Source organism: Chloroflexota bacterium, assembly GCA_020850535.1.
Taxonomy (GTDB): Bacteria; Chloroflexota; UBA6077; order UBA6077; family JACCZL01; genus JADZEM01.
Genome location: JADZEM010000004.1, coordinates 15,271 through 33,861, shown reverse-complemented (window position 1 = coordinate 33,861; position 18,591 = coordinate 15,271). Strand labels below are relative to the sequence as shown.

The following is an 18,591-nucleotide window of genomic DNA, read 5'->3' as shown; positions in this document are numbered from 1 at the left end:
CGGCCCCGATGTTCGGAGACGCATAGCTGAAACGAATGACGTTCACACTGGTCGTCAAGGATTGCCGCGGACCTGAGGACAGGTCTACCCTAACGTCCCTGTTAGCATGAACGAGATCGTAGGCATCGGCGGGTACCTGGCGGCTGGCGGCGCCGTGGCGTTGCTGATCGCTGCCCTGTACCTGCGCGAGCGCCCGAGACGCACCAGCGGTCCTGCGAGCGCGGGACCGTCGGTCGGCCAGATGTCGGCTCGTGACAGGTTGGCTGGCCCAGTGTCGGCTGGCGCGCTGCCGTCCGCCATCCTGCTGCTGGGGAGCGTCCTGGCCGGCGGCAGCATCTACCTCGCCGGCCGCCTCTGGACCGAGTCAACCGACCTGGCCGCGCTCTGGTGGCTGCTGGCGGTCGGGGCGGCGTTCGGACTGCTCTCGCTGGCGGGCCTGGGGTGGACAGCCGCGCCGGCCACGGCGGACGCCGACTCCGACCCGGCCGAAAGCGGCCGGCCAGGGCCGGCCCGCGCGGCGGTATTGACGGTCGTCGTCGGGCTGGCGCTCGAAGTCGCCTGCCTCGGGCTGTTCTGGGTCGGGCGGCTGTTGACGGTCGCGTGGCTGCTGCACATCGCGGCGTGCGCCGTCTTCCTGGTCGGGCTGTGGCGGCTCACGCGGCCCTCACTGCGCCGGATCGTCCCTGACTGGGATCTGGCCGATACGCGCTGGGTTGTCGGGCTGACAGCGGTCGGCCTGTTCCTGCGCCTCTGGCACATCGACGCCATCCCGCGGGGACTCTGGTTCGACGAAACGCAGCGCGGCATCGAGGCGCTGCGGATGATCGCCGAGCCGGGCTATCGCCCGATCTTCGCCGCGGGCATCCTCCAGGAGCCGACTGGCCTTTGGTACTTCATCATGACGCTGATCCCCATCTTCGGCCGCGATCCGCTCACGCTGCGGCTGCCGGTGGCGGTTGGCGGCGCGCTCGGCATCGCTGCCGTGTACCTGTTGGGACGGGTGTTGTACGGGCGTCGTGCTGGCGTGGTCGCGGCCGGGCTGCTCGTGGCGCTGGTCTGGCACCTGAACTTCAGCCGCGTCGCGCTGCCCGCCGTTCTCTCACTGACCTGCGACACGCTCGCCGCCGCCGTCTTCGTGGTCGGGGTGCGGCGTCGGAGCGGCTACCTGCTGGCCCTGGCGGGCGTCGTCGGGGGAGCCGGCCTGTACTTCTACTACACCAGCCAGTTGATGCCGTTCGTGCTGGCCGTTGGCGCGGGTCAGTTCGTGCTGGCCACGCGCTTCCGAGAGCTACGACGAACCATCGCCGTGATGGCGCTGTTCGCGCTCGGGTTCCTGCTGGCGGCCGGCCCGTTCGGATTCTACGCCGTCACCAACTGGGGCCAGTTCAGCGCGCGGGCGGGCACGGTCAGCGTCTTCAACGAGGTCGCCTCAGCCGGGAGCTATGCCCCGCTGATCGACAACGTGCGCGCACACCTGATGATGTTCCACGTCCGTGGCGATCCGAATGGCCGCCACAACTGGTCGGGGCGTCCCATGCTCGACGCCGTCACCGGCGGCCTCGTCGTGCTGGGGCTGGCGATGTCGCTGTCGCGGTTCTGGCGGCTGGAACAGGCGATTGTCCTCTCCTGGATTCCGGCCGCGCTGGCCGGCGGCATCTTCTCGATCACCTGGGAAGCGCCACAGAGCCACCGGGCTATCGGTGCGATCGTCCCCGCCGTGCTGCTGGCATCACTGCCGCTGGCGCTGTTGTGGGAGCGGCTGGACGACGTGTCGCGGCGACTCCCGAGCGGGCGCGGCGGGTTTACAGTGGCCCGCCTGGGGCCGGTGCTCACCGCGAGCCTCGTCGTGCTGATCCTCGGGGCCACCGACTACGCCAACGCCGACCGCTTCTTCGGGCGGCAGATGCGCGACACCCGTACCTGGCTGGAGTTCGCGTCGCCGCAGACGGAGGCCGGCCGGCAGGCCGCCCAACTGCCGCCAGATATGAAGGTGTATCTGGAGCCGTCCTGGCTCGGGCATCCGAGCGTGCGCTGGACCGATCCTTCGCGGCGCGAGTTCGCGGCGTTCGAGACGGCCACCCAGTTGCCGATTGTCGATGCGCAGGCGGCGATCTTCATCGGGGACCGCCCGGCCGTGGCCGAGCGGATCGCGGCGCTGTACCCTGGGGCGCTGCGCTCCTACACGCGGACGCCCGATGGCGGGACGGTCGGCTACGGGTTCGTGCTGCCGCAGGCCATCGTGCAGGAGACGCGGGGCGTTGCCGCGCGCTACCAGGGGCCGGCGGGCAGCGCCGAGCGGCGCGAGTCGGGCCTGGTGCACGAGTGGCCCCGGGGCGTGCCGATCCCCCCGCCCTTCGAGGCGTCGTGGAGCACGACGCTCACGGTTCAGACCTACAACACCTATCGCTTCCGCCTGGAGGCTCCGTCGGCGGCGGTGCTGACGCTCGACGGCATCGAGCTGGTGAAGGGCGGCAACGAGGTCGCGGTCAAGCTTGCGCGCGGCAATCACGCGCTGCGGCTGGCCGGCAGCGCGCTGGGGCAGGAGCCGGTGCGGCTGCTGTGGGCGCCCGGGACCGAGGCGTTTCGTCCGATCCCCGGCAACCTGTTGAACGCGGCTCCGGTCCGCACGACGGGCCTGCTGGCGCGCATCTACCGTGGCGAGGACATGAAGGCCGAGCCGATCCAGGAGCAAGTCGATCCGACGGTGGATCTGACCGTGCACACGCTGCCCACCGCGCGCCCCTATACGATGGAGTGGAGCGGCGCGCTGCGGATCGAACGGGAGGGACGCTACCGGCTGGGAGTGAACAGCCTGGGCACGTCCGCGATCTGGGTGGACGGCGAGCAGGTGGCGGTGAATACGGCCAACGGCGGCTCAGCCGATGGCGAGGTGCAACTGAGCGTCGGCTGGCACGACGTCCGTATCCGGTTCCTGGACACGCTGGGCTTCTCCTTCGTCAACGCCTTCTGGCAGCCGCCCGGCGGTGCACGTGCCGTCATCCCGACGACGGCGCTCCGGCCGTGGCCGGCGTACCGGACCGTCGCGGCGCGGCCTGAGGACGCCGACCTGCCCGCTCCCACGACGGCGCCGGCGGACGGCGTCTCGGTGGCCGTGGCGCCGATCGCGCCGCCCGAGACGGTACAGGACAAGGTCGACCTCGGCGAGGGACAGGTGGTGTCGCCGGCCGGGGCGCTCGGACAGCCGCGCGGCATCGCCGTCGGACCCGATGGCACGCTCTACGTGGCGGATGGCGTGAAGAAGGCGATTGTGCGGATCGGCCGGGACGGCTCCACAGCGCTGCTCGGGGAAGGGGCGCTCAAGGAGCCGAGCGCCGTGGCGGTGTACCAGAGCGGGCTGGCCGTAGCTGACGCCGGCGCCGGCTCAGTGGTCGAGATGAGCTACCAGGGGGCCGTCGGTGCGCGCCTGTTCGCGGAGTACCCGATGTACAGCCCGCGCGGCCTCCTGACGACGGCCGCTGGCGACCTTGTTGTCGCCGACACCGGCAACGACCGGCTGCTGATCCGCGCCGTGGATGGAGCCATCCGCGTCGTGCCGGGCCTGTCGCAACCGACGAGCGGCGCGCTGCTGCCGGATGGCACGATCCTGGCGGCCGAGGGCGGCGCGAACCGGATCGTGCATCAGGAGCCGGATGGCGTGCGCCTGATGACCTGGGCCATGCCGCCTTCGTTGACGGTCAACGGGCCGCACATCGGCGTGTTGCCGGACGGCGGCTGGCTGGCGACGCTGCCGGAGGAGCGGGCGATCATGGCTCGGCCCGCCGGCGGCGGCCCGGCGGTGCTCTGGACGCTCGGCGGCATGAAGAAGTCGACAGGCATCGCGACGGGCGCGGAAGGCGTGTACGTCGTGGACGTCGACAGCCAGAACGTGCGCCGCTACGCCCTGCCGGGCCGCTGACGCTCTGCAACCGACCAGGGCGATTGCATGTTCGTTGGTGTACCCGAAGCATCACGGAACGGGCGGTCGGGGGTTGAAACCCCCGCCTACACGCATTCAGTCGCTGCGCGACGCTCGTCGGGAACGGCCGGCACTGGTGCGACTGGCGCGTCGCGCAGCGACTGCAGGATCGTAGGCGGGGCTTTCAGGCCCCGACGAGGCGGCACGACGACATCAACATGCAATCGCCCTGTGCAACCGACGCGCGGACTGGACTCCCGCGCCTGAAACGGTTTACCCTGCCAGCGGCCGGCCGTGCCGGCTGATCCTCGCCAGCGAGGGAGGGGAGTACCGTGAAGATCACGGCAGTCGAACCGCTACTGATCGACCGCTACATGTTCGTCCAGGTGCACACCGACGCCGGAATCACCGGCCTGGGCGAGTCTGGGGCCTGGGGCTATCTCGAAGCGTCGGCAGCGGTCGTGAACAAGTTTGCCTCGTACCTTGTCGGCGAGGACCCGCTCCGCATCGAGCACCACTGGCAGTACATGTACCGCAGCAGCCATTTCCGTGGCGCGGCGATCATGGGCGCGCTCAGCGCAATCGATATAGCGCTCTGGGACATCGCCGGCAAGCACTTCGGCGTGCCGGTCTACCAGTTGCTCGGCGGCAAGGTCCGCGACAAGGCGCGCGTCTACTACCACGTCTTCGGCAACACCACCGAGAAGCTGGTGCAGGGCATCGTCGATGCCAAGAACCAGGGGTTCACGGCGGTCGGGCACCTGACGCCGTTCCTGGACGAAGACCGTGCCGTGCCGTATGAGAAGACCCACGTCCAGAAGATGCGGGACGCCATCGACACCGTCCGGATGTACCGCGAGGCCGTCGGAGATGATGTCGATCTCTGTATCGAGATCCACCGCCGGCTGACGCCACACGAGGCCATCGTGCTGGCGCGTGGCATCGAGCAGTACCACCCGTTCTTCTACGAAGACCCGATCCTGCCGGACAACTTCGACATGATGGGGCTGGTGGCCGAGAACATCCACATTCCGATCGCCACGGGCGAGCGGCTGCACACTATCTACGAGTTCGAGATGCTGCTGGCCCGCAACGCCGTCCAGTACGTCCGGCCGGACGTGTGCATGTGCGGCGGTATCACCGGGGCGAAGAAGATCGCGGCGCTGGCCGAGGCCCGGCATGTCGGCGTGGTGCCGCACAACCCGCTCAGTCCGGTCAGCACGGCGGCCTGCATCCAGATCGCCGCGTCGGTGCCGAACTTCGCGTTGCAGGAGTACCCCATCGGTGAGGATGTGCCGCCCAAGAGCGAGATCGTGAAGTCGCGGATGGTGCACGACGGCAACGGGTATCTGATCATCCCCGACGCGCCCGGTATCGGCATCGAGCTGGCCCCTGACGCTGCCGAGAAGCATCCGTACAAGATGCGCTGGGTCGGGACGCGGCTACACGCCGACGGCTCGGTGATGGATCAGTAGCCGCGAGGTTCGTCCGCTCGTGGGACGGGAACAGCGGGAGACGGTAGACAGGGAGCGGCCAGGCGGCCTCCCTGGCAGTGAGTCTGGGAGCGGCCGGCCCGCCGGTCGCTCCCGTCAGACGGCGGAGGGGCACGGTGACCGGGTATCCGTCGGCAGAGGGTGACCAGCGCGTCGGGCCGGGCAGCCTGCTCGCCGTGGTGGCGGCGGTGTTCGCGGCCTGTGGCATGGCGGAGGACGACGCCGGCCTGCTCGCCGATTCGCTGGTGCAGGCTGACCTGCGCGGCGTGCACTCCCACGGCGTGCTGCGAGTGCCAGAGTACGTGAAGAAGCTGCGACACGACGGTGTTGACCCCTGCGGGAGACCAGCCGTTGTGCGGGATGCTGGCGCGGCGCTGGTGGTGGATGGCCGCAACAGCATAGGGCAGATCGGCAGCGCTTTCGCCATGCGCGCGGCGATCGAGCGAGCCAGGACGACGGGCGTCGCGGCGGCTGCCGTGCGCGGGAGCAACCACTGCGGCGCAATGGCCTACTACGCGCTCATGGCCGCCGAGGCCGGGATGATCGGGCTGGCAACCACCAACGCACTCCCGACGATGGCGGCCTGGGGCGGCCTTGACAAGATCATCGGCATCAATCCGCTCGGCGTGGCGATCCCCGCCCATGCGGAAGCGCCGATGGTCTTCGACGGTGCTTTCAGCGGGTCGGCGCACGGCAAGATCCGCGTCTTCGCGCAGAAGGGCCTGCCGATCCCGGACTCCTGGGCGTTCGACGCCTCGGGAAGCCCGACCACGGACGCCGCCGCCGCGCTGGATGGCCTGCTGCAGCCGGTCGGCGGATTCAAGGGGATCGGGCTGGCGCTGGTGTTTGGCCTGCTGTCCAGCCTGTTGTCGGATGCCGCCTACGGCACGGAGCTTGGCAACATGGTGGACGGGCCGCGCCCTGGCCTGGACGGTCACCTGTTCGTCGCGTTCAACGTGGCCGCGTTCACGGATGCCGACCGCTTCCGCCGTCGGGTGGACGCCGCCATCCGCGAGATCCACGCGAGCCGTCGGGCGCCCGGAGTGACGCGGATCTATGCGCCGGGCGAGCTTGAGGCCGAGACGGAGCGGGCGTACCGCGCCGCTGGCATCCCGCTCAACGCCGAGACGATTCGCGATCTGGAGCAGACGGCGGGGGAGCTTGGCGTCGCGTCTGTGCTGGACAGGCTCGCTGGCCGCTGAGGACGATCAAGGGCCGTTCGGACCTTCGCCGACCATCCCCGGGGAGTCTGGTTCTTCGCGCACCATGAACCGGGCGAAGAACGGACGGTTGTCCGCCACGATGCGGTAGCCGATCTCCACCAGCCAGACCAGCGGCGGCAACCCCAGTAGTCCGATCAGCGGCGCGGGCAGGCCGGCCGTCCGCAACAGGTACAGCGCCGCCCGGCCAGCGCGCAGCACTGTGCCGTCCGGCGCGACGACGTGGACAGCCCGTCGGCACGCATGGGCCAGTCGTGGCGTCATCGGGGGCGACGGCGCGCGCTGGTACGGACACGGTCGCAGGTGTCCGGTGGCATCGTGGCGGACGGCCCAGGCCACGGATCGCCGGCAAAACCCGCAGTCCCCATCCCAGAAGACCCAGGCCCGTTCGTTGGTGTCTGCAAGCTGACCCACTGCGTGACCTCGCGAACACACTGCCCAGGATGCCGGCACGGTACCATGACGGGCGTACTCGGTCAACGGGACGCGTCCAGGGTGTTCGGAGCGCCGCCAGCGACCTTCGATTGGGGAATGGGGCCACCGGATGGAAGAGCAACTGACGGGTCGAAGCAGCCGCAACCTTCGCGACGTGGGCGGTACATCGGGGGGCCTCGGCACGTTCCTGCTGGGCCTGGTGATGGCCGTCGGCGGCGGCTACCTGTTCCTGGAGAAAGTCACCGTCCGAACGAGCTACTGGTCCCTGTTCGGCTACAACGCCTTCGGCCTGAGCCTCGTCCCGTTGCTGCTGGGGATCCTCCTGCTGTTCTACAACGGGAAGGGCATCCTGGGCTGGCTGCTGGTGGTGGCCGGGCTGGCGATCATCGGGGCCGGCATTCTGATGAGCCTCGACATTTTCTTCCAGCCGACGAGCCTCTTCCAGACCCTGATGATCCTGGTGCTGCTGGTCGGCGGCCTGGGGCTGATCGGGCGGTCACTGCTTCCGCGCTGATCGCTTCGGCGAAGGTCGGACCCGGCAGGCTACGGAACCAGCGCGCCCCTGCACACGTCACAGGAGTACGATCCCCGCGGCCTTGGCGCCCAGGAACACCCATGCCACCGACAAACCTGCGACGGCTCTGTTCGCCAATCGAATTGCAGTATGATTTCACGGGGTGTGCAATCTCGATGCAACGTGACCGACGCGGTACCATCGACTGGTGATGACTGCACAGGTGCCTGGGACCACACCGACGCCAGGGCAGCGTCGCCCTGCGCGCATCCTGGTCGTCGACGACGATCCGAACGTCAGCGGACTGGTTGCGACTATCCTCGGCGCCTCCGGGTTCCTAGTTGATTCGACCTCGGATGCGGTCACCGCGCTGACCGCGATCGACGCGCTCCCGCCCGATCTCATCGTGCTGGATCTGATGCTGCCCGGTACGGACGGTATCCAGGCTTGCCACCAGATCCGCGCAAAGCTCGGTCGCAGCGTGGCGATCCTGATGGTGTCCGCTCGCGGCCAATCCGGAGTGATCGACTGTCTGACGGCCGGCGCCGACGACTACCTCTCCAAGCCGTTCGACGTCCTCGAGCTGGAGGCGCGCGTCAGGACGCTGCTGCGGGCGCGCGAGCTTGAAGTCGCCGCGATCCGCCGGGCCGAGCGACTGCTGAGTTTGCAACGGATCTCGACAGCGGTGATCTCCCGCCTCGACGAGAACGAGATCCTCGACCTCGTGCTCACCGAAGCACGCCGTCTCCTCGAAGCGAACGGCGTGACGCTCTACCTGTGGAACGAGACCAGCGGCGAGCTTCAGGCGCATCGGCGCTTCCCACCGGAGCGGCAGCGGGCGATGCTGGTGCGCCGCCCCGGTGAGGGCCTGGTGGGGATGGCGTTCGAGACCCGTGCGCCGATGTGGATCAACCGGTACCGCGCCTGGTCTGGCGCGATGCCCGATGGAGTGGAGGCCGGGGTCCAGGCTGCCGTCGCCGCGCCGCTGGTGCTCGGCGATGAGCGCCTTGGCGTGCTCCTGGCCCGCAAGGTCGCCGAGGGCGCGACGTTCGACGAGGAGGACGCCCAGGTGCTGGGTCTCCTCGCGACGCACGCGGTGGTGGCCGTCGCCAACGCCCGCGCCTACGCCTATCAGCGCGAGTCGGCGGTTCGCTCCAGCCGGCAGGCAGCCGAGCTGCAAGCCCTGCTCGAAGCGCTCTCCGAGGGTGTGCTGCTGGTCGACGAGAGCGGGGCCGTCACCTCGGCGAACAGCAGCGCGGCCACGATCCTCGGGAAGCGCCCCGGCCAGCTGGTCGGACAGCCGCTCTCGGCGGCGCTGCCGCTGCTGCGCTCCTCTGACCGTGGTGCGGATGCCAGGCAGCCGGTCAGTGCTGAGCTGTTGCGGGCCTTGCGCGGCGAGCAGTCCGAGCGCGAGATCGTCGGTGAGATCGACGGCGACGAGCGCGTGCTGACGCTGCGAGGGCATCAGTTTGGCCCGGCTGGCACCGGCACGGTGGTCGTGCTGCGCGACGTGACCGATCGCCGTCACGCGGAGGAACGCGCTGCCGAAGCCGAAAAGCTGCGCGCCCTCGGCCAGCTCTCGACGGGCGTTGCCCATGACGTCAACAACCTGCTGGCGGCAGTGCTGGGCCGCGCCGAGCTGGCCCGCCTGGAGGTTGAACGCGGCAACATCGACGCGGCGCGCCTGCTGGAGGCGCTGAGCCAGATCGAGCGTGCAGCCGAAGACGGAGCGCGGACCGTTCGACGCATCCAGGAGTTCGCTCGGGTCCGCACCGACGCCAACGTCTCCATTGTCGACCTCGCCAAGCTGGCCCGCGACACGGTCGAGTTGACGCGACCGAGCTGGCGGGACGCGGCCCAGGCGCGTGGCGTCACCGTCAACGTCGATGTGGACGTGCAGGGCGGTCTGCTGGTGGCGGCCGAGCCGCTCGAGCTGCGCGAGGTGGTGACCAACCTGATCCTGAACGCCGTCGATGCGATGCCTCACGGCGGCAGCCTGCGGGTTCGGGGTGTGCGTGACGGCGAGACGGTCAGGCTGCACGTCTCAGACACCGGCGTCGGGATGTCGCGGTCCGTGGCGCGGCGCGTGTTCGAGCCGTTCTTCACCACCAAGGCGGAGGGCGGAACTGGCCTCGGGCTGGCCGTGTCCTACGGCATCATCCGCCGACGCGGCGGGCACTTGAGTGTCTCGAGCGTCCCGCACGGCGGCACGACCTTCACCATTGAGCTGCCGTTTGCGGATGTCAGCGTCGATGAGCCGCCGGTGCAGGTTGCACCGGCCCCCGACCGTCGCCGCCACATCCTCTTTGTGGACGACGAGCCGGGACTTGCCGCCATCGTGCAGCGCCTGATGCTGCTCGAAGGGTTTGACGTGACGGTCTGCTCCGGCGGCGAAGAGGCCGTCGCCACCTTCGATCCCGAGCAGCACGATCTGGTAGTGACCGACTACGGCATGCCTGACCTCACGGGCGTCCAGGTTGCCGCCGCCATCAAGCGGCGGGCGCCCGGCGTGCCGATCCTGCTGGTGACCGGCTGGGGCAGCGACCTCGACTCGAGTTCGCCGCCGCCGGGGATCGCCGCCGTCATCGGCAAGCCGTTCAGGCTGGCGGCGCTGGTCGAAGCCGTCAAGTCGGCGCTGGGGGCGCCGTCCCCGGCTGGCCGCTCGGGCGGGTGAAGCGATAGCCCAGGCCGCGCTCGGTGTGGATGAACCGTGGCCGCTCAGGGTCATCCTCGATCTTGGCTCGCAGGCGGTTGATGTAGACCTTCAGGTAGTCCGTCTGATCGCGGTACTCGTCGCCCCAGACGCGGGCCAGCAAGGTGGCTCGCGGGACGATGTGACCGGCGTTGCGGACCAGATGGAACAGCAGCCGGTACTCCGTAGCGCTGAGCGAGACCGGCTGGCCGGCCTTCTGAACCTCGTGCGAGTCGAAGTCGACGGAAAGATCGGCTGCCCGAAACGTCGCGCCGCCCCGCGCCTGCGGGATCAAGTCGGTGCGGCGGAGCACCGCCTTGATGCGCGCCAGCAGCTCCAGCGGGCTGAACGGCTTGGTGACGTAGTCGTCCGCGCCGATCTCCAGCCCACGGACCTTGTCCAGCTCCTCCCCGCGCGCCGTCAGCATCAGGACCGGCGTGTCCGAGACCTGGCGGATGCGCCGCAGCACCTCGAAGCCGTCCAGGCGGGGCAGGCCCACGTCCAGCACGACCACGTCCGGAAGATCGTCGAAGAAGCGGGTGAGCGCTTCCTCGCCGTCGCGGGCGGTGAGCACGTCGATGCCCGGCCACTGCAACTGCAGCCCGAGGCCGAGCGCTTCGAGCAGATCGTGATCGTCGTCTACGATCAGCATCTTCATCTGGCGGCCCCCGCGCCGAGATCGGCCTCGTCGAGATCGGCCTGGTGCGCCTCTGGCAAGCTGACGACGAATGTCGTGCCACGCCCTGGCTCACTCAGCAGCTCGATGCGGCCGCCGTGCAGCTCGGCCAGCGCCCGCGCGATGGGCAGTCCAAGGCCCGTCCCCTGGGCGCTGCGCGTCTCGTCGTTGTCCGGGCGGTAGAAGCGCTCGAAGACGAGCCGCTGATCACTCTCGCGGATGCCCGGCCCATCGTCGCGGACTTCGAGGCGCATGGCCCCGTCCGTTGCCCGCCGCACCGACAGCCAGACTCGCCCGCCGATGCGCCCGTACTTGACGGCGTTGGTCAGCAGGTTTAGGGCGACCTGTTCCAGGCGGCGGCGGTCGCCGAGGATCGGGCAAGGCAGCGCATCCAGATCGACAGACAGCTGCTGCCGGCGCGCGTCGGCCAGGGGCCGAACGGTGGCGATAGCCTCGACCACGACATCGCGCAGATCGAGCAGCTCGCGGCGCAGCTCCAGCCGCCCGCCCTCCAGCCGCGTCAGATCGAGCAGATCCGTGATCAGCGTTCCCAGGCGGTCGCTCGAACGGTCGATGTTGCGGAGCAGGCGCATCTGAGCCTCGGACGCGTCGGGCGGCGCGGTTGACAGCAGCACCTCCGCCGAGGCCTTGATCGACGACAACGGCGTCCGCAGCTCGTGTGAGACGAGCGAGAGGAACTGGGATTTCAGGCGCTCCAACTCCTTCAGCTGCTCGCGCTCGAAGACGGCCTGCTGATAGCGCGTGGCGTTGCTCAGCGCCACGGCGGCCTGCGCCGCGAACACGCCCAGCAGGCGGGCGTCGTTCCGGTTGAACAGCTTGTGCTGCTTGTTGGAGACGCGCAGCACGCCGAGCGTCCGCACCGACCGCAGCGGCACGATCAAGACCGAGCGCTCTTCGAGGGCGCGCGGCGAGCGACAGGGATCGTGCTGGTCTCCGCTGGCGTCGTTGTTGATGTACGGCCGGCCGGACTCGAACACGCGGACGTTGGAGCCGCCATCACGGAGACGGAAGCGCAGCCGCCAGAGGTGAGATGGCGGGATGCCGTACCCCGGCGGCAGCGCCACCAGCGACTCGCCAAGCTGATCGAGCATCAGCACGGCGGCACGTTCGGCCTGGACGAGGTCGGCGGCGCGCAACGCGATCTGCGCCGCCACCTCTTCGACGTCGCCCAGCGCCGCCACGGCCTCGCTGGCATCGCCAAGCCGCGACAGCTCCGCCAGCCGGTCCTGGAGGGCGTCGAACAGGCGGGTGTTGTCGATGGCCAGGGCGATGGGGCCGGCGAACGACTCGACCAGCACTGTGGCAGCCGGCGAAAAGGGCCGCCGCCGCTGACGGGCGACCGTCAACATCCCGAGACGCCGGCCACGCAGCATCAGCGGCACGTCGAGCCGCACCGGCAGCCCATCGAGGCTGCTGCCGTGTTGGCCGCGCTGCCGCCAGTGCACGATGGCCGGCCGTCCGACGCTCCCGATGCGGATCGACGCGACATCCGCGCGCGCAGATTCTGCGACCAGCTCAGCCGACCGACGCAGCCCCTCTTCGAGATCGTCGGCCGAGGCGATGAGTCGGGGCATCCGCCCGAGGAGGCGGGCGGCGGCGCGTGGATGCTCGCTGACCAGCGGGGCGGTGCTCACAGACCTCCCTCCGACACGCTCATCGGTATACCTCGCAGCACTGACCTTTGCCTAGCGTGACGCCGTCAAGGCCACGTCACGGCGAGGGTATTGCAAGGCTATCGGCGCCTGTGAGCCTGGGCCGGACTCCAGGCTTAGCATAGGCTTCATTGCGATTCGGCGTTTACCAGACGTTTACTGACGTTTACGACCGATGTTTACGGTGCTGGCCTAGAGTGGTTTCAACGGCACGTCCGACGTGTCCGCAAGGAGTACCTTCATGACGTATGTGATCGCCGAGCCGTGCATCGACGTCAAGAACCAGAGCTGCGTGGATGTCTGCCCCGTGTCCTGCATCTACATCGGGGATGAGGCTGCTGACCGCACCCTCTACATCAACCCGGATGAGTGCATCGAGTGTGGCGCGTGCGAGCCAGAGTGCCCCGTCACCGCGATCTTCCACGACTCGGCGGTGCCGGCGGAGTGGTCCGAGTTCACTACGCTCAACGCGCAGTGGTTCCAGGATGCCGACGCCGTTCGCGCGCGCATCAACGAGCTCAGCCCGCCCGCCTGACGACGCCTCTACGCACTGGACCAGAAGGCCCGACGAGCAATCGTCGGGCCTTCGGCTTTCCGGCTGCGCTGCCAGCGAGGGCCGGGCAGCGTCAGCCCCGGTGCACCCGGCGTGACGGACAGGCGTTCGGCAGGGTAGCATGTCTCTACCATGAGGATTGGCGCATTCGAGGTTCTGGAGCCGCTCCGCGAGCCGCGCAACACACACGCCCTGGTCATGATTCGGCCCTGGGTGGACGTGGGCAGCGTCGGCAGCCTGACGCTGCGCCAGCTTGAGCGCCACTTCCAGGCGCAGAAGCTCGGAGCGCTGGCGCGGCCGGGCACGTTCTTCGACTTTACGCGCTACCGTCCCTCGGTGAAGATGGTCAACGGGCAGCGCGAGATGACCTACCCGAATAGTTTCGTCAATTTCGCGCCCGCCGACGACGAGTCGGAGCCGGACCTGCTCTTCCTGCACTTGCTCGAGCCTCACGCCATGGCCGAGGACTACATCGACTCGATTGTGGCGCTGCTCGAGTACTTCAAGGTGTCGGTGTACTGCCGCATCGGCGCGATGTACGACTCGGTGCCACATACGCGCCCGCTGGTGGTGACGGGCAATCCTGGACCCATCGAGCCCCGGGCTGGCGCCATGCCGCCGCTCGTCCAGCAGCGCCAGAGCCAGTACGAAGGGCCGACCACCATCATGAACCGGCTCAACGATGCCGCCGTGGCCATGGACATCGGCATCATGAGCTTCATGGCTCACCTGCCGCACTACGCGCAGCTCGACGAGGACTTCGCCGGGACGGCCAGGATGCTCGAAGTGCTGGCAGCCTTCTACGACTTCCCGGCCACGCTTGCGCCGGTGCATCGGGGCCGGCTCCAGTACGCCGAGCTCGACGTTGCGATGGACCGGCAGCCAGCCGTCAAGTCGTTGGTGGCCCGCCTGGAGTCGCACTACGACGTGACGTACCAGATCCCCGGGCAGTCGCCGCCGCCAGAAGAAGAGGCGTCGGACGAGCCGGCCAAACTCTCTCCCGAGATCGAGCAGTTCCTGAAGGATCTCGACCTCGGGATGTAGCCCGGGCGTCCCTGCTAACGCGGCGGGAATGCGATGGTCGGCTGTGGCTGCTGCTGGATCCGGACCAGCGGCGTCGAGGTCAGGATCGCGCCGATGGTGACAAGGTTCACGTTCGCGCCCCCCGCCTGCGCCGTCGCGATGGCGTTGGCCGCGCTGGCGCCGGCGGGTCCGGGCACCGCCGTTGGGATGCGCGAGAGTGTGCCCGTGACCTGCACCACGCCGGCCGGCTGGACCGTCCCGATAGCCACCGTCGGCGCGAGGGCGGCCGGGACCGCCGTCGCCTGACTGGCGAAGTTCGGCGTTGGGACGATCAGCGCCGCGCTGCCGCCGATAGGCGCAAACGTGGCCGCCGCCCGTGGCTGAGCTGCGCCGCCGCCGACGGGCGCCTGCGGCTTCGCCGCCGGAGCGGGGCTGCTGGCGGCCAGCGGCGAAGGAGATGCGGCCGGCTTCGCGGCGGCTGGCTCCTTGGCGGCGGGGGTGGGGGTCGCCGGGGCGGTCGTACAGGCGACGAGCGTCGCGGCGAATACGAGCAGGGACACGAGCAGCCGTCGATGAGGTCGAGGGGGCAGATCAGGTCCAGGGCGCACGGGGTAGCTCCTTCTGCCGCGCGATGATACCGATGCCAGCGCCGATCAGCCAGCCGGCCAGCACGTCCGTGGGATAGTGCAGGCCCGTGTAGATCCGGCTGATGGCCAGTCCGAGCGCCCCCAGGCCCATCGCCGCGCCGATGACGGGGGCGTCCGGCAGGGCCACGGTGGTCATGGCGGCGGCACAGGCGCTGTGGCGTGATGGAAAGGACCGGTGCGGCGCGTGCTCCACCAGCCGCGCGCCGAACTGGGCCTCGGCGAAGGGGCGCTGCCGCTCGACAAAGCGGCCGACGACGCTCACGGCGGCGATGGTCAGCGGCAACGCGACGGCGATCCGCAGGCCCGTTTCCCGTCGCCGCCAGCCGGCTGCGCCGCGTCCTCCGACGAACAGGATGCCAAGCAACAGGACGTGCAGCTTCGCCAGATGGCGCGCCGTGAACGCTGCCGCACGGTCCGCGCGACGCGAGCGGCCGAGCAGGGCCGTCGCGGCGGCCAGCGTGCGGGCATCCAGGGTGCGGGCGAAGGCGAGCGGCATCGGCCGAACGGTATGATGACAGCCAGCCCGCTGTCAAGCGGGCGCGAGGCGGCCGGCCTGGCCGTGCGTCGCGGTATCTTGAGGGAGTGGGCAGGGCAGGCTGTGGCAGGCGAGATACGTACGGTCGGCGTGGTGGGCTGCGGGCTGATGGGGTCCGGCATCGCGGAGGTCTGCGCGCGGGCCGGTCACACGACCATCGTTCACGAGGTCGACGACGCGGCGCTGCGGCGCGGACTGGCGCGGACTCACCGCTCGTTGGACACGGCGTTCATGCGCGGGCGTCTGTCCGAGGAGGATCGTGCGGCGGCTATCGGACGGCTCAGCGGGGTCACCAGCCTCAGCGCCCTGGCCGGCTGCGATCTGGTCGTCGAAGCCGTCACGGAGAACCGGGCGGCCAAGCAGGCCGTGTTCCAGACGCTCGACGCCGCCTGCAAGGCCGAGACGATTCTCGCCAGCAACACCTCGTCGATCCCGATTGTCGATCTCGCCAGTGTGACGAGCCGCCCGGATCGGGTGCTCGGCATCCACTTCATGAACCCGGTCCCGATCATGCGGCTGATCGAGCTGGTACGGGCCATCACCACGTCTGACGAGACGCTGGCAACGGCGCGAGCGTTCGGGGAGGCGCTCGGGAAGCGGGTCATCGTATCCAAGGATCGGGCCGGCTTCATCGTCAACATGCTGCTGGTGCCGTACCTCGTGGACGCCATCACGATGCTGGAGCACGGGTTCGCCTCGCGCGAGGACATCGACCTGGGGATGCTCCTCGGGACCAATCATCCGATGGGGCCGCTCACGCTGGCCGACTACATCGGGCTGGACACCGTCTACTTCATCGCCAACGTCCTGTTCGAGGAGCTGCACGAGCCGCGCTATGCGCCGCCGCCGCTCCTCAAGCAGCTGGTGGCGGCCGGCTACCTGGGGCGCAAGAGCGGGCGCGGCTTCTACCACTACGCTGACGGCGAGCAGCCGCCGCGCGTCTGACGCCGGCTCGGAGTGGTGCGCCATACTGGCCGCACGTATCCTCGCAGCCGAACCCGACCGCGGAAGGACTGAGCTTGAGCGGACTGATCGTCTTCGATTTCGACAATACGCTGGTTCACTCCAAGATCGACTTTCTGGGGATCCGGCGCGAGCTGCTGGAGCTGTTGCGGCAGGCCGGCCACCCGGAGGCCTATGGCGAGGCCGAGGGGCTGATGCGCCTGTCCATCGGGCAGATCATCGCGTCTGGGACCGCGCACGCCCCAGACATCCACGACGAGGCGTGGCGCATCGTCGTGGAGTACGAGACGGCGGGGATGATCGCCGCCACCATCGAGCCGAACGCCGTCGAGACGCTGCACGCCCTGCGCGATCACGGTTTCAGCCTCACGGTGCTGACGAACAACGCTCGGCCGGCCACCCTGGCCGCCCTCGATCTCTTCGCAATGTCCTCAGCGTTCGATCTGGTGCTGACGCGCGATGAGGCCGCCATGAAGCCGGATCCGGCCGGCATCCGGATCGCGATGGAGCGGCTGGCCGTCGGCAGGGATCGCACGGTGATGGTCGGCGACTCCTGGATGGACGGCGCGGCGGCGGCGCGAGCCGGCGTGCAGTACGTCGGATTTCAGGCCCGCCCGACGGTGCTGGCCGAGCGCGGCGTGGCCTACTGGGCGGTGGTGGAGCACCTGACGGACCTGATGCCGTTGCTGACTGGCCCCTGGCCCACAGAGGCGGCAGGCGGCGCTTCATGACGGCGCATGAGACTGGGAGCCCGTCGATCTCGCCCCGCGAGCGCGAGGCGCTCGCCTGGCTGTTCCGCTTCTCGGATTGGGAGCGCGGCGTCGGCTGGAGCCGCGATGCCGCCCCGGAGGAGGTCTGGAAGCTCGGCCGGACGCGTGGACTGCTCGACCTGGCCGGGGCGCCGGATCGGGCGCTGCGCATCGTCCACGTGGCGGGCACCAAGGGCAAGGGATCGACGGTTGCCTACCTCGAAGCTGTCGTGCTGGCGGCCGGCTGGCGGACGGCGGTCTACACCCAGCCGCACCTGCACGAGTACCGCGAGCGCATCCGGATCGACGGACAGCCGGTGGACCCAGAGCGTTTCGCCGATGGCGTTGACCGGCTCCGCGTGCTGGTCGGCCGGTTCGCAGCGCTGCACCCGGAGGCCGGCGCGCCGACCACCTTCGAGCTGACAACGGTCCTGGCGGCGTTGCTGGGGGCCGAGGCCGGCGTTGACCTGATGATCGCCGAAGTCGGGCTGGGCGGCCGGCTCGACGCCACGAACGCCCTCGACACCGACGTGGCGGTCATCGCCCGCATCGGACTGGACCATCGCCAGATCCTGGGTCGCACCCTGGCTGAGATCGCAGGCGAGAAGTCGGCCATCGTGCGGCCGGGCCAGCCCGTACTCTCGGTCCGCCAGCGTCCATCAGCCCAGGCGGTGGTCGAACGACAGTGCGAGCGGGTCGGCGCGCATCTGCGAACGGTCTCGCCATTGCGGATCGTGCTGGCAGACGACGGCTCCGAGCAGGTTGTCGGTCGGCTCGCGTCGGGCAAGCGGTTCCGCACTCGTCCCGGACTGGCGCAATTGCTCGAAGGAATCGGCGAGCACCAGCGTCAGAATGCGGCGCTGGCGGTGGCCGCGGCGGATGCGCTGACTGATCGTGGCCTGCCGCTCACGGCGCGGGCCGTGGAACAGGGATTGGCCGCCGCCTGGCTGCCGGCCCGCCTGGAGCTGGTGCGGCTCCGACCGCGCGTGCTGATCGATGCAGCCCACAACATCGACTCGGCACGTGCCCTCGCCGAGGAGCTTGGGCACTGGCAGACGAGGCCGGTCTGGTTGGTGCTCGGGATCCTCCGGGACAAGGACGCCCCGCCCATCCTGCGCGAGCTGCTGCCGCTGGCGGACGGCGTTATCGTCGTGACGCCGACAAGCCCGCGCGCGCTGCCGGCCGAGCACCTGGGCGCGGCCTGCGCGTTGATCGGCGACCTGCCCGTGAAGCGGTCGTCGTCCGTGGCGGCCGGCATCGCGCAGGCCCGCAAGCTCGCCGGACCGGATGGGGCGGTGGTGGTGACGGGATCGTTCGCGACGGCCAGCGAGGCGCGGGCGTCGCTCGGGCTGGCTGGCGTGGTGACCGGCGCCGCCCGGCAGGCGTGGCTGCGAGCCGGCGGCCTGGAATCCGAACCGTAGGGCGGGGCACGCCTCCCGTCCGTTTCCAGGTGCTACGGGGCCGGGACAGGCCGCAGCCGCACGGCTCGGTCGGCCTGGACT

General features: G+C 69.6%; 15 protein-coding genes. 10 read left to right on the top strand and 5 right to left on the bottom strand.

Annotated elements, in window-relative coordinates; all coding sequences use genetic code 11:
• The first annotated feature begins 106 nt into the window (after window positions 1–106).
• The 3 genes from IT306_00395 to IT306_00385 all read left to right on the top strand — a co-directional run bounded on the left by IT306_00395 (window position 107) and on the right by IT306_00385 (window position 6,611).
• On the top strand, window positions 107–3,916 hold the full coding sequence (locus IT306_00395; GenBank protein MCC7366846.1) for a glycosyltransferase family 39 protein: 3,810 nt from the start codon (window positions 107–109) through the stop codon (window positions 3,914–3,916).
• A 332-nt stretch (window positions 3,917–4,248) separates the two neighbouring features.
• Window positions 4,249–5,391: a galactonate dehydratase gene (gene dgoD / locus IT306_00390; protein MCC7366845.1), complete on the top strand. Its 1,143-nt coding sequence runs from the start codon at window positions 4,249–4,251 to the stop codon at window positions 5,389–5,391.
• Window positions 5,392–5,525: 134 nt separating this feature from the next.
• Window positions 5,526–6,611 carry an Ldh family oxidoreductase gene (locus IT306_00385; protein MCC7366844.1) on the top strand — a complete coding sequence of 362 codons (1,086 nt, stop codon included), beginning with the start codon at window positions 5,526–5,528 and terminating at the stop codon, window positions 6,609–6,611.
• Window positions 6,612–6,617: 6 nt separating this feature from the next.
• Here the strand turns inward: IT306_00385 and IT306_00380 are convergent, their stop codons facing one another.
• Entirely contained in the window at window positions 6,618–7,043 is a 426-nt protein-coding gene (locus tag IT306_00380) for a DUF393 domain-containing protein (GenBank protein ID MCC7366843.1), read from the bottom strand.
• 130 nt (window positions 7,044–7,173) lie between these two features.
• On the opposite strand from IT306_00380, the gene IT306_00375 reads away from it, so the two are divergent.
• The gene (locus tag IT306_00375) at window positions 7,174–7,578 is read left to right on the top strand and encodes a hypothetical protein (protein MCC7366842.1); all 405 of its coding nucleotides are present in this window, start codon (window positions 7,174–7,176) and stop codon (window positions 7,576–7,578) included.
• A 223-nt stretch (window positions 7,579–7,801) separates the two neighbouring features.
• Window positions 7,802–10,252: a response regulator gene (locus IT306_00370; GenBank protein ID MCC7366841.1), complete on the top strand. Its 2,451-nt coding sequence runs from the start codon at window positions 7,802–7,804 to the stop codon at window positions 10,250–10,252.
• On the opposite strand, the gene IT306_00365 is transcribed toward IT306_00370, so the two are convergent.
• Together IT306_00365 and IT306_00360 are read right to left on the bottom strand one after the other, a co-directional pair.
• Complete coding sequence (locus IT306_00365; protein ID MCC7366840.1) at window positions 10,203–10,928, bottom strand: response regulator transcription factor; 726 nt, start codon at window positions 10,926–10,928, stop codon at window positions 10,203–10,205. The two genes, IT306_00370 and IT306_00365, sit on opposite strands and share 50 nt — an antisense overlap.
• Window positions 10,925–12,601, bottom strand: coding sequence for a GAF domain-containing protein (locus IT306_00360; GenBank protein MCC7366839.1), 1,677 nt, complete (start codon window positions 12,599–12,601; stop codon window positions 10,925–10,927). The genes IT306_00365 and IT306_00360 overlap by 4 nt, the downstream gene beginning before the upstream one ends.
• A gap of 259 nt (window positions 12,602–12,860) precedes the next feature.
• Here IT306_00360 and IT306_00355 point away from each other — a divergent pair, with 259 nt between their 5' ends.
• Entirely contained in the window at window positions 12,861–13,154 is a 294-nt protein-coding gene (locus IT306_00355; protein MCC7366838.1) for a ferredoxin family protein, read from the top strand.
• Between the two features lie 150 nt (window positions 13,155–13,304).
• Entirely contained in the window at window positions 13,305–14,216 is a 912-nt protein-coding gene (locus IT306_00350; protein MCC7366837.1) for a PAC2 family protein, read from the top strand.
• Window positions 14,217–14,230: 14 nt separating this feature from the next.
• Here IT306_00350 and IT306_00345 read toward each other — a convergent pair whose 3' ends face one another.
• Window positions 14,231–14,755, bottom strand: a complete 525-nt coding sequence (locus tag IT306_00345; protein MCC7366836.1) for a hypothetical protein — start codon at window positions 14,753–14,755, stop codon at window positions 14,231–14,233.
• Window positions 14,756–14,786: 31 nt separating this feature from the next.
• Window positions 14,787–15,338: a phosphatase PAP2 family protein gene (locus tag IT306_00340; GenBank protein MCC7366835.1), complete on the bottom strand. Its 552-nt coding sequence runs from the start codon at window positions 15,336–15,338 to the stop codon at window positions 14,787–14,789.
• A 102-nt stretch (window positions 15,339–15,440) separates the two neighbouring features.
• On the opposite strand from IT306_00340, the gene IT306_00335 reads away from it, so the two are divergent.
• From IT306_00335 to IT306_00325, 3 genes are all read left to right on the top strand, one after another.
• Window positions 15,441–16,322: a 3-hydroxybutyryl-CoA dehydrogenase gene (locus tag IT306_00335; GenBank protein ID MCC7366834.1), complete on the top strand. Its 882-nt coding sequence runs from the start codon at window positions 15,441–15,443 to the stop codon at window positions 16,320–16,322.
• Window positions 16,323–16,396: 74 nt separating this feature from the next.
• Window positions 16,397–17,071 carry an HAD family hydrolase gene (locus IT306_00330; GenBank protein MCC7366833.1) on the top strand — a complete coding sequence of 225 codons (675 nt, stop codon included), beginning with the start codon at window positions 16,397–16,399 and terminating at the stop codon, window positions 17,069–17,071.
• Window positions 17,068–18,510: a bifunctional folylpolyglutamate synthase/dihydrofolate synthase gene (locus tag IT306_00325; protein ID MCC7366832.1), complete on the top strand. Its 1,443-nt coding sequence runs from the start codon at window positions 17,068–17,070 to the stop codon at window positions 18,508–18,510. Before IT306_00330 ends, IT306_00325 begins: the two co-directional genes overlap by 4 nt.
• Window positions 18,511–18,591: the final 81 nt, after the last annotated feature.